This is a genomic window from Levilactobacillus andaensis, assembly GCF_016861695.1.
Lineage (GTDB): Bacteria > Bacillota > Bacilli > Lactobacillales > Lactobacillaceae > Levilactobacillus > Levilactobacillus andaensis.
Map to the genome: position 1 here is coordinate 236,442 of NZ_BOLP01000005.1, position 11,508 is coordinate 247,949.

The window sequence follows — 11,508 nt, forward strand, 5'->3', positions numbered from 1 at the left end:
CGTTAGTCATCCTTACTCTTCTTTCAGATTCTCCAGCGCATGCCGCGCCGCGTTTTGTTCCGCGTGCTTCTTGGAATGGCCGTTGCCTTCCCCCAGTAGCTTGTCGTTCACGTAAACGGCGACCTTGAAGGCCCGGTCGTTATCTGGTCCTTCTTCATCCAATAGGCGGTAGTCGATGGTGACCGACCCGTTCTTTTGGACCAATTCTTGCAACTCGGTCTTGTGGTCAAAGAACTCATCGAAGCGGCCCTCGTCAAGCTTAGGAAAGACGACGGTCGTCACAAATGGCACCACTTTGTCCAGGCCCTGATCCATGTACAACGCCCCAATAAAGGATTCGAAGATATCACATAACAGGGAGTCACGTTGCCGCGCCTGGGCTTTTTCTTCACCCCGACCTAACCGAATGTACTGGTCGAAATGGCATTCGCGCGCAAAGCTCGCAAAACTCTGTTCGTTGACCATGGCTGCCCGGAGCCGCGTTAAGCGTCCCTGCGGCATCTTGGGGTAGCGCCGGAAGATATAGTTGGAAACGACCAACTGCATCACGGCATCCCCTAAGAATTCGATTCGTTCGTAAAACTTCAGCCCCTGATTCGGGTGTTCGTTGACGTACGAGGCTTGCGTAAACGCTTCGTCGAGTAACGACTGGTCTTTAAAGTGAATATCAAAATTTTCTGCTAACTCTTCATTTAATCCAGCAATCACGCGTAAATTCCCTCATTTCTTCATAGTCAGATTGAAAAAGCCCGGGACGAAAAGTTGCGGCCCGGACTCGCTTGGTACTTTATTTTGCTTGATTTTGGTGGGCGTCAATGTAGTCCACAACTTCACCAATGGTATTCAAATTTTCGGCATCTTCATCCGAAATTTCTGCGCCAAAGGTATCTTCCAGTTCCAAGACGAATTCCACAAAATCAATGGAATCCGCGTCCAAGTCCTGTTTAAAATTCAATTGTTCGTTGATCGCGTCTCGATCCGTTTCAAACCGGTCGGCGATAATATCGGCAATCTTGTCGAAAATTTCTGCTTTTGTCATTTATAATCCCTCGCTCACAGTATTCAATAAGTAGTCTAACCGTTTTCCGCGGCCTTGTCTAGCCAATTTATCGGTCCACGCGGTGTTACGCAAGTTGTCCGCCTGCGGCTGCCAGGGATTCCGCCTGCCATGGGGAACGCCTCCAGCCTAGGTGCGGGCTTCCGGCTCGCCTCAAAGCCACGAAGAACACGTGTCTATGAGGTCGTCCCACGATATAACCCGGGAAAGAACCCCGGCTAACATCGTCGACACGGCTGGCTCCACCCCTGGCCTCCTCCGGCTATTGACTGATGTTGACCAGGATAATTTGCTAAAACGTGAAGTTAGTTTGTCTGCTAGTCGCTATCAAGCTGGATAAATTTATTCGTATGGCTTGACGCTGACTGAGCCAAGCGCACTGAAGTTAACGTACTATTTAGGCTAAATCCCCACCATAACCCGTCAGGCAACCCTACCCAGATAACTAACAAACACATTCAATATCGAAGAAACCTGACCACAATCCATTAACCACTCGCTACAGGTAACAATCCTACGAAACTTCATCCAAGGAATGGTCACGAAAGCAGCCGGTTCTACGATTTAAACGACCATGATGGCAAAAAACAATCAGAGCCGGAGGCGGCCAGAGATGTAGCCGGCCGTGCAAATGGTGTTAACTGGCGGTTCATCAGCCAGTTTACAGCATGGGCGACTTTGAAGACACACGGTCTTAGTGTGGCTTCAAATCGAGCGAGAAGACTGGTGTTCTTCCAGTCTGAAGTGTCCCCACAGCAGGCGGAATCTCTGGCAGCCGCAGTGCGGCCATTTCAACACTATCTATCGCTTGACCCTACTTCAAAGACTCCTTCAAAGCAGCCATTTCGTCGGTGTGTTGGTCGAAGTAGCTGATCAGTTGTTCGGCACTGTGCGTTTCCAGGAGCTCGTGGATCTGAGCAATCGTGTTTTTAATGGTGCCAGCCTTAGAGGAACCGTGCGTCTTAACGACTGGAGCCTTCAAACCGAGCAAGACCGCCCCACCATACTGGGAGTAATCCATGGCACTTTGAACGTTCTTGAAGACGGGCTTTAACATGGCCGCCCCCAGCTTACCGCCGAGGCCACCGCTCATGATTTCACCCTTGATCAATTTAAGCATGGACAAGGCCGTACCTTCAATCGCCTTGAGCGTGGCGTTCCCGGTAAAGCCATCGGTCACAACGACATCAGCAACTCCACTTAACAGGTCCCGTGATTCCACGTTGCCGACGAAGTTAATGCTGTCCATTCCGGCTAGGGCATCGTGAATCGCCCGGTGATTTTGATCACCCTTATCGGCTTCGGTCCCGTTGTTAAGCAGACCCACCCGCGGATTCTTCACGTTCATGATGGATTGAGCGTAATACTGGCCCATGATGGCATACTGCACCACGTTAAATGGCTTGGTGTCGGCGTTAGCGCCCACATCCAGCATCACAAAGCTCGATTGGTCTGGCTTTTGTAATACGGGGAGCGTCGTCGTCAATCCTGGGCGGTCAATACCCTTGATGCGGCCAACAATCAATAGGCCGGCTGCCAAAACAGCCCCGGAGTTACCGGCCGACAGAAAGGCGTCTGCCTCGCCTTCGCGCACCGCCGTGGCGGCCAGCACAATGCTGGACTCCTTCTTACGGCGAATGGCGCGAACGGGTTCGTCCTCCATCGTGATGACCTCTGGTGCGGGCATCACCGTGATTCGGGTGGTGTCAGCGAGTAATGGTGTCACCTTTTCTTCTTGTCCGTACAGTAAAAATTCTAAGTCGGGGTAGGCATCCCGTGCTAATTCGACACCTTTTACGACTTCGGTGGGGGCGTAATCGCCACCCATTGCGTCAACGGCAATTTTCATCAGTCTATCTCCTCACTTAATCCATCGTAGTTGTTTGATGGGCGGTCGTCGTCAAGAAGGCGGCCAGCGCCAAGTTATCATCTTTATCTGCCCAGTTCGGTGCGGCAACCGTCTCCTTGGCCGCTTGTTGAGCGGCACTCAGGACGTTTAGGTCGGCCACCGGATCGCCGACTTTGAAATCGGGCACACCGGACTGCTTTCTTCCCAGAATATCACCTGGGCCCCGTAATTCCAAATCCTTTTGGGATAAAACGAAACCATCATTGGTACTGGTCATCGTCGTCATCCGTTCAACCGCCAGCTGGTTCTTCGGGTCTGCCACTAAAATACAAGCGGAGGCCTTCTTCCCCCGACCGACTCGACCCCGCAATTGGTGAAGCTGAGCCAGCCCAAAGTGGTCGGCGTCATAGATCATCATCAGTGTTGCATTGGGTACATCGACCCCAACTTCGATCACCGTTGTGGCCACCAGAACTTGAAATTCGTTGGCCTTAAAGGCGGCCATGATGGCGTTTTTTTCGTCATTTTTCATTCGTCCATGCAACAAACCAACCTTATACGTGGGTTCAAATTCTTCCTTGAACCGCGCATAAATGGCCTCGGCGTTCTTCATGTCGACGGCTTCGGACTCTTCGATCAGCGGGGTGACCACGTAGGCCTGCGACCCGCTGCTGAGCTCGGCCTTGACCTGCCGCAGCGTGGCGTCGACTTGGTTGCTACGAATCCAGGTTGTCCGAATCGGTTGCCGACCAGCCGGTAGTTCGTTGATGACCGACACATCCATTTCACCGTACGCGGTAATCGCTAGCGTCCGAGGAATCGGGGTCGCCGTCATCGCTAAGACATCGGGCTGCTGCCCCTTTTCACGCAGGGCTTGACGCTGGTTGACCCCGAAGCGGTGTTGTTCATCGATCACGGCAAGGCCGAGATGGTGATAGGCCACTTCCGGTTGGATCAGCGCGTGCGTTCCAATCAACAGGTTTACTTCACCGTTGGCAATCTGCGGTAAGAGTGTCTTTCGTGCCGCCGGTTTGGTCGCTCCCGTCAGTAACGCCACGTTGACCGGAAACCCATCGAACAGTTTCGCTAAATTATTGGCGTGCTGCTCGGCCAAAATTTCCGTGGGCGCCATCAATGCGGCCTGAGCCCCCGCCGTAATGGCCGCGTACATCGCGATGGCCGCGACTACCGTCTTCCCACTCCCCACATCCCCTTGCAGGAGGCGGTTCATGTGAATCGGCCGTTTCAAATCATAACAAATCTCATTGACCACCCGTTTCTGGGCAGCCGTCAACTCGTATGGTAGGGAGTCGATAAAGGCCTTCAGCTGAGGCAAATCATAGGCAAACGCCTGACCGTGTAGCGTGTGGTCCTGTTGCTTCACAATTTGTAGGCGCAGTTCAAAGACGTAAAATTCCTCAAATTTAGCCGTTCGGCGCGCTGCTTGGGCCGCCGCATCGTTAGCTGGAAAATGCATATCGTGGATCATCTGGTGGCGGTGCAATAACCGATACTGCTCACGCAAGGGTTCCGGAATCAGGTCCACAATGACCGGTGCGTAGAGGTCATAGGCCGCCTGCACCAGCTTTTTAATGGTTGCTTGCCGAATTTCCTTATTGGCTGGATAGATCGATCCCATCGCATTATCCGCGCTCGCCAGAATCTTCATCCCCGCTAAACTTTGGCGTTTGGCGTCGTAACGCCCATAAACGACGATCTCGGCACCCACCTCCAGTTGATCGCGCAACCAGGGTTGGTTAAAGAAGGTCACCGGGATAATAGTATGTTCATCGAGTAACAGCCGAAAGTTCAGCCGGTTCTTCTTGCGCCCAAAACGCGTCAAAACGGGAGCCGCCGCGACGGTCCCCTTCAGTGTGACCTTCGCCTGGTCCGTGAGCTCTTCCGGGTCCTTGGCCTGCAAGTCCTCATAGCGGAAGGGAAAGTATGTCAACAGGTCATTTACGTTGTGAATATCCAACTCACTTAAGGCCTGCACCCGCTTGGGACCGACCCCGGCCAGCATCCCCACCGAATCACTCAAACTAGCCATCACGATCACCTCCTTCTCAAAAATTTTTTAAATTAGTTTAGTTCTAAACCTGCACTGTGGATTCATCGCCTTACCGGCCGCCAGATATGGGCTGGAACGGTGCGGACACAACTTGAAGCCTCGAAAATGCCGAGTCTACAAGGTTGGTCTTCTGCTAAGCCGACGGAAAAACACCGTCACCTAAGCAGAACGACGCGCCTGAGCCCATATCTGGCGACCTCTCGGCTTACGTTAGCGTTCTGCAGCAACGTGAGTCCAATGCTTGTAGGACCAGTATGATCCTAGTTCAAGGTACACAACAACTTTATGACCACAGCCTTATATCATGGGGTAGTATGGTAGTCATACAATCTGAGCCGGAGGCAGCTAGGGATGTAGCCAGCCGTGATAATGGTGTAAACTGGCGGTTCATCAGCCAGTTTACACCATGGGCGACTTTGAAGACACACGGTCTTAGTGTGGCTTCAAAGCGAGCGAGAAGACTGGCGACTTTCCAGACTGAAGCGTCCCCACAGCAGGCGGAATCCCTAGCTGCCGCAGTGCAGGCCAGCTCACCACCAATTTACACGGATTTAACAAGTGAAGGGGCATGAGACAAAATGTCCCACACCCCTCCATGTTGTCGTTACCATTAGCTTACGCTTTAGGCAGATCGACTATTCAACCGAAATCAGGAATGGGTAAACCGGTTGGTCCCCTTCGTGAACTTCCGTTTCTAATTCATCATCTAGTGCTAAGATGGCTTGTTGCAATTGATCAGCAACTTCAGCCGTCGTGTCGGCACCATAAATAATCGTGACAATTTCACTTTCATCGTCGAGCATGGTCTTCACCATGTCAACGGCCGTCTTCAACAGGTCGGCATCGGTCACTTTGATCGTCCCATCGACGATTCCCATGAAGTTGCCTTCCTTAATGTCAAAGCCGTCTAGTTGCGTATCACGAATGGCATGCGTGACCTGACCACTCTTAACAGCAGCCAAGTTGTCTTCCATGGCAGCTTGATTGTCAGCGAGTTCGGCATCTGGGTTATACCCCAGCATGGCCGTCATCCCTTGGGAAACCGTCGTGGAATGCACGATCACAGCTGGCACGTCAGCAACCTTAGCGGCTTGTTCAGCGGCTAAGAAGATATTCTTGTTGTTTGGCAAGACGATAGCGCGCTTGGCTTGGCTCTGGTTGATAGCATCCACGATGTCTTGCGTACTTGGGTTCATGGTTTGACCACCATTGACCACGTGCGTCACACCGAGGCTCTTAAAGAGCGTAGCTAATCCATCACCAGCAGCAATCGCAATGATCGCCGTATCGGCTGGTTCTTCAGCGGTCGCAACGGCACTCGCATCTGCAACAGCCTCTTCATCATGTTCCATGATGGTTTCTTGTTGCATCCGCATGTTGTCGACCTTAACCTTCGCTAGGTCACCAAATTCTTGACCCCAGGCAATCACTTTCCCAGGATGTTCCGTGTGGACGTGGACCTTGACGATTTCTTCATCATTGACCACGAGCAAAGAATCTCCGAGGCCGGCTAAGTACTTATAGAAAGTATCGTAGTCAAAATCATGTTGAATCTGCTTCCCACGGCCAATACGGACCATGATTTCAGTACAGTAACCATACTTGATACTGTCTGGATCAAGCTTCCCTTGCACACTTTGGTGGTGGGCAGCATCGATCATTTCGTCCATTTCAGCATCGTCTGGCTTGTAGTCGCCTTCTTCGGCAACGCGGCCGTTCAGGGAGTCGTTGAAGGATTCCAGCACAAAGGTCAACCCTTGACCACCGGAGTCAACAACGCCGACCTGCTTCAAGACGGGTAAGAGATCCGGCGTCGTTGCCAAAGCGGCCTTGGCTGCTTCGTAAACGGCATCCATGACGACTAAAACATCATCGGACTTCTTAGCCGCATTTAAGCCGGCCTGAGCACCCTCGCGAACAACGGTGAGGATAGTTCCTTCAGTGGGTTTCATAACGGCCTTGTAGGCGGTCTCAGCACCAGCAGCGAAGCCATCGGCCAAATCTTGGGCAGTTAACGTGTCTTTATCCGCTAACTTTTTGGAGAAGCCCCGGAAAATTTGAGATAAAATAACTCCGGAATTTCCCCGAGCACCCATCAATAAGCCCTTAGCCAAAGCGGTTGCCAAAGTCCCAACAGCGGTACTATCGGCATCTCGTTCGTACTTGGCCCCACTTTGGAGTGACAGGCTCATGTTGGTCCCGGTATCCCCGTCTGGAACTGGGAACACGTTCAGTGAGTTAATAAAATCAGCATTTTGGTTTAGCTTTTGCGAGGCGGCTTGGACCATCTTACCAAACTCAAGATTAGTAATTTCTGTTACTTTCAACTAAGTATCCTCCTTGATTTCAGTACGTCTGGCTAATCAGCCAACACCCGCACCCCTTGAACAATGACGTTAACAGAGTTAGCAGTAACTCCCAACATTGTTTCTAGGTTATATTTGACTTTAGATTGAACGTTACGTGAAACTTCGGAAATTTTGGTTCCGTAACTAACGATCACGTAGACGTCGATAGCAACCCCATTTTCCTCTTGGCGGACAACCACGCCGCGCGCATAGTTCTCGCGACGCAAAATATCATTAACGTTGTCCCGAATCTGATTCTTGCTTGCCATGCCCACGACACCATAATTATCAGTCGCGGCGCCCCCAACAACGGTCGCAATCACTTCATTGGTAATATCAATTGTTCCGTACTGAGTCTTAATCTTTACGGCCATGGAAATAGCCTCCTTATCTGGAAATAGAATCTTAACAGAAATTAATCTTACCACAACCTACGCCAAAATAGAAATAGGAACTCCCAAATGCACGTCATGACAGTAAATGACTGTCAAGTAAATTTCCTTGAAAGAAAACATTGCGTTCCGCAAAAGAGTATGGTAAATTAGTCAGGTGAGTAAAAAGCACTGCTTTTTAAAAGTAATGAATCCATAAAGGAGGGTTTACGCCATGGCAAAGGATTTTCTCAACGGTAAGCGGACTCGCTTCGGTAACAAGCGTTCCCACGCCTTGAACTCAAGTCGTCGCGCTTGGAAGCCGAACTTACAAAAAGTTCGCATCTTGGTGGACGGTAAGCCGAAAAAAGTCTGGATTTCAGCTCGGACTTTGAAATCAGGTAAAGTAACCCGCGTCTAGTTAACGACACGGTTATAAAAGGAAAGCACAGCCAGTTTATTGGTTTGTGCCTTTTTTTTTACCCTTTTTTCGTTAACTCATCAAAACTAAAAGCAAAGTTTGGTACCCTGCGGCTTTGACCGGTCCTTTCCCCGGACAGATATCGACATCGTCTATTTTCTTATCAGATAAAAAGAGCGATTAAAAAGAGTTACAAAATTGCCCGTTTTTTTACTGCTTATTATTTTCAGAACGTACAATAGCTCTTACCCTACGTTATTTTTTACCAAAAAACTTAGCAATCCTGTTTTTTACATAGATCAACATTCAGTAGAAAAGTTTCTTCAAATTGACAATCTAATGTGAGCTTTAATACCACCAGCGGTCAGTAGCCATACAAAAACAATACAAATCAAGTCAAACCACATTGATTAGCTGACCAAAAATGACATCCAAAGTAGCCGCCAAAACTTAAGCAGCAACTGACTTTCATTCTAACGACCAAAAATTCAGTTCTAATACTATAATTTTTCTCATCTCGGAAAAACAAACGTATTAATTTTGAAAAACACAGCTGACCCTGCATAAATAGTAAGGTCAGTCATAAAAAATTTCGATTGCCTATGCTTACCTCTAAATGGAAATATAGCACTGACTAAAAATCGAGACTACACTAAATCTCTAACTATTTACATAAACAAAGTGCAATCAGAGCCGGAGGCGGCCAGGGATGCAGCCGGCCGTGCAAATGGTGTTAACTGGCGGTCCATCAGCCAGTTTACAGCATGGGCGACTTTGGAGACATGTGGTCTTCATGGCTTCAAACCGAGCGAGAAGACTGGTGATCTTCCAGGCTGAAGCGTCCCCACAGCAGGCGGAATCCCTGGCAGCCGCAGTGCGGCCATCTTTTACCAATATAATTATATTAAAAAGGAACCGCGGCCAGTGCAGCCACAGTTCCTTTTACATCTCTAAGCTTATATTGCCAAAACGTGCGACAAAAGGCAGTCAACTCCGCTTAATCCCGATAGACAAACAATCCAAAACCGGGATTAGTCGTCTATCGACGTTAATGCTCATTGACTAACCGCCTTTTGTCCCACTCTCACCTTATTCGTGCCTAGCCTCATACGTGTCTCTACTCTGAATAACACAGAGCAGACCCGTATCGAAGCGAAATTCACCAGATTCGCCGACAAATTCATTGCTAGCAAAGGAGATGGGGTACGGAATTGGTTCGTCATGTAACGTATATTTTTCGTTGGTCAGGGTCAAATGATCGATGGGCGTCAGCGGCACAAAGGCCAGATAGTTCTTATCTGGTTCCTTTTGAACCGTGTAATGCCCGGGCAGATAAAATGTAATCGTGTTTTGCTTGTCGATCAGTCGAATCCGACCCGCGTAACGTTTGTATTGGGGATCCAACACCAAGAATAAGTTGGCGAGAAAGTGATCTAGCCGACCACCCGTTGCCCCGTAAATGTCCACGTGTTCAGCGCCGTAGTCGGTCAGTGCAACCTTAACAGCCACCTGTGTGTCGGTAAAATCTTGATCGGACTTCGAGCGAATATCTTTCACGTTACGTCTTACCCGCTGCAATTCCGTTGCCTGCAAGGAATCAAAATCCCCCACTGCAGCCACCGGTTGAATATTGTGATCGATCAGTCGTAACGTCCCCCGATCAACGCCAATCCAGGGGCCAACGATTTCCTTGCCGACGAGTTCTTCCGGCCAATTGGCCTTTGGACCGCCCACTAATAGATTAAACGTTCCGCCCCGTGGCATTATTTCGTAGCTTCCTTTAACGCGTTGATGCGGGCTACTGGGTCGTCTGAGTTAAAGACGTATGATCCAGCAACGGCGACGGTAGCACCGGCGTTAGCACATTCGACAACAGTTTCATTGTTGACCCCACCATCGACTTCGATGTCAAAGGTGTAGCCCTTTTCCTTCTTGATGGCGTCCAGTTCAGCAATCTTAGCAACCGTACTGTGCAGGAACTTTTGACCACCGAAACCAGGGTTAACGGTCATCACTAAGACTTGGCCAACCATGTCCAAGACGGGCAGGATAGCTGAGACTGGTGTCCCTGGGTTGATCACAACTTCTGGCGTGGCACCGGCGTTTTGAATCATTTGTAAGGCCCGGTGAATGTGTGGCGTTGCTTCGACGTGGACACCAATGATGTCAGCGCCGGCCTTGGCAAAGTCTTCAACGTAACGTTCTGGGTTTTGGACCATCATGTGAACGTCTAAGACCATCTTCGTCACTGGACGTAAGGCCTTAACGACACCAGGGCCAAATGACAATGCAGGGACGAACGCGCCGTCCATGATGTCGATGTGTAAGACTTCGGCACCGGCCTGGTCGACCTTTTCAACGTCTGGTTGTAAATTGATGTAATCCGCACTTAAAATTGAAGGCGCTACTTTAATCATAAAATCTATTCCTCATTTCTTTTTATTATAAATTGGTTTTTGGTTCTTTAACAACGTGACTAACTGCAGGTAGTTGTCATAACGACTCTGCATGATCTCCCCGTCGGCTAAACTGGTTTTAACGGCGCATCCCGGCTCGTTGATATGCACACAGCCCCGGAAACGGCACTCAGGCGCCAACCGAGCAAACTCGGGAAAGTACTGCGCGAGCTCCCGATAGTCGATGGTCAACGTGTCGTACGACGAGAATCCTGGCGTATCTGCCACCAGGCCACCCGCAATCGGCATCAGGCTCACCTTACGGGTCGTGTGCCGCCCACGGTTCAGCGCAGTCGAGATTTCACCGGTCGCTAACTCAAGGTCGGGCGCGATATGGTTTAACAGGGTCGATTTCCCGGCCCCGGTCTGCCCCATAATCACCGTTTCCTTATCGGCCAACGTCTCACGCAACTGATCTAGCCCTGGCTTGGCAAAGGGTTCCCGCGTCAGCACGACCGGATAGCCGACCTGACGGTATCCCGCTGCTAACGTCTCGAACTCTTGATACCGCTCGTCAGAAATTAAATCGGTCTTGGTAAAGTAAATGACCGGCGCAATGTGACTGATCTCAAGCGCAATCAACTGGCGATCCAGCAGATTGGTCGAGAATTCTGGCGCCGCCACCGCCGTGACCACGATTCCCTGATCAATGTTGGCGACCGGTGGCCGGGTCAATGCGTTGTCTCGTGGTTGAATCTCTAAGATATAGCCCTCTTTGGGTGACGAACTCTCAAAGGTTACCCGGTCCCCGACAAGTGGCGTAATTCGCCGCTTACGGAAATTTCCCCGGGCACGGGTTCGGTACATTTCACCGTCGCTAAAAACGTCATAGAAGCCGCTTAACGACTGACGAATCTGTCCCTCTGACATGCAGCACCTCCTTTATCATTTTAGCAAAAAAGCTCAGTCCTCTTATATTATAAAAGAACTGAGCT

Annotated in this window: 10 protein-coding genes; 1 reads left to right on the plus strand and 9 read right to left on the minus strand. The window is 50.2% G+C overall.

The window, feature by feature from the left end:
• Positions 1–12: 12 nt before the first annotated feature.
• The 6 genes from rnc to JUF10_RS05830 all read right to left on the minus strand — a co-directional run bounded on the left by rnc (position 13) and on the right by JUF10_RS05830 (position 7,699).
• The gene (gene rnc / locus JUF10_RS05805) at positions 13–708 is read right to left on the minus strand and encodes a ribonuclease III (protein WP_048736169.1); all 696 of its coding nucleotides are present in this window, start codon (positions 706–708) and stop codon (positions 13–15) included.
• 79 nt (positions 709–787) lie between these two features.
• Positions 788–1,039, minus strand: a complete 252-nt coding sequence (acpP, locus tag JUF10_RS05810) for an acyl carrier protein (RefSeq protein WP_203641298.1) — start codon at positions 1,037–1,039, stop codon at positions 788–790.
• Positions 1,040–1,871: 832 nt separating this feature from the next.
• The gene (gene plsX, locus JUF10_RS05815) at positions 1,872–2,906 is read right to left on the minus strand and encodes a phosphate acyltransferase PlsX (protein ID WP_203641299.1); all 1,035 of its coding nucleotides are present in this window, start codon (positions 2,904–2,906) and stop codon (positions 1,872–1,874) included.
• Positions 2,907–2,922: 16 nt separating this feature from the next.
• A complete protein-coding gene (gene recG, locus JUF10_RS05820) occupies positions 2,923–4,956 on the minus strand; it encodes an ATP-dependent DNA helicase RecG (protein WP_203641300.1) in 2,034 nt (677 codons plus the stop codon).
• Between the two features lie 656 nt (positions 4,957–5,612).
• The gene (gene fakA, locus JUF10_RS05825) at positions 5,613–7,304 is read right to left on the minus strand and encodes a DAK2 domain-containing protein (protein WP_203641301.1); all 1,692 of its coding nucleotides are present in this window, start codon (positions 7,302–7,304) and stop codon (positions 5,613–5,615) included.
• 32 nt (positions 7,305–7,336) lie between these two features.
• Positions 7,337–7,699, minus strand: coding sequence for an Asp23/Gls24 family envelope stress response protein (locus JUF10_RS05830; protein ID WP_020088996.1), 363 nt, complete (start codon positions 7,697–7,699; stop codon positions 7,337–7,339).
• A 232-nt stretch (positions 7,700–7,931) separates the two neighbouring features.
• Here JUF10_RS05830 and rpmB point away from each other — a divergent pair, with 232 nt between their 5' ends.
• Positions 7,932–8,117 carry a 50S ribosomal protein L28 gene (rpmB, locus tag JUF10_RS05835; RefSeq protein ID WP_048736175.1) on the plus strand — a complete coding sequence of 62 codons (186 nt, stop codon included), beginning with the start codon at positions 7,932–7,934 and terminating at the stop codon, positions 8,115–8,117.
• 1,089 nt (positions 8,118–9,206) lie between these two features.
• On the opposite strand, the gene JUF10_RS05840 is transcribed toward rpmB, so the two are convergent.
• From JUF10_RS05840 to rsgA, 3 genes are read right to left on the minus strand one after another with little or no spacing between them, the layout of a single operon-like run.
• On the minus strand, positions 9,207–9,881 hold the full coding sequence (locus JUF10_RS05840) for a thiamine diphosphokinase (protein WP_203641302.1): 675 nt from the start codon (positions 9,879–9,881) through the stop codon (positions 9,207–9,209).
• Positions 9,881–10,534, minus strand: coding sequence for a ribulose-phosphate 3-epimerase (gene rpe / locus JUF10_RS05845; RefSeq protein ID WP_203641303.1), 654 nt, complete (start codon positions 10,532–10,534; stop codon positions 9,881–9,883). Before rpe ends, JUF10_RS05840 begins: the two co-directional genes overlap by 1 nt.
• A gap of 12 nt (positions 10,535–10,546) precedes the next feature.
• Positions 10,547–11,443, minus strand: a complete 897-nt coding sequence (rsgA, locus tag JUF10_RS05850) for a ribosome small subunit-dependent GTPase A (RefSeq protein WP_203641304.1) — start codon at positions 11,441–11,443, stop codon at positions 10,547–10,549.
• Between the last annotated feature and the right edge of the window lie 65 nt (positions 11,444–11,508).

Coding starts and splice junctions, on each gene's coding strand:
- acpP (WP_203641298.1), bottom strand. CDS start 1,039: ATGACAAAAGCAGAAATTTTCGACAAGATTGCCGATATTATCGCCGAC.
- plsX (WP_203641299.1), bottom strand. CDS start 2,906: ATGAAAATTGCCGTTGACGCAATGGGTGGCGATTACGCCCCCACCGAA.
- recG (WP_203641300.1), bottom strand. CDS start 4,956: ATGGCTAGTTTGAGTGATTCGGTGGGGATGCTGGCCGGGGTCGGTCCC.
- JUF10_RS05830 (WP_020088996.1), bottom strand. CDS start 7,699: ATGGCCGTAAAGATTAAGACTCAGTACGGAACAATTGATATTACCAAT.
- rpmB (WP_048736175.1), top strand. CDS start 7,932: ATGGCAAAGGATTTTCTCAACGGTAAGCGGACTCGCTTCGGTAACAAG.
- JUF10_RS05840 (WP_203641302.1), bottom strand. CDS start 9,881: ATGCCACGGGGCGGAACGTTTAATCTATTAGTGGGCGGTCCAAAGGCC.
- rpe (WP_203641303.1), bottom strand. CDS start 10,534: ATGATTAAAGTAGCGCCTTCAATTTTAAGTGCGGATTACATCAATTTA.
- rsgA (WP_203641304.1), bottom strand. CDS start 11,443: ATGTCAGAGGGACAGATTCGTCAGTCGTTAAGCGGCTTCTATGACGTT.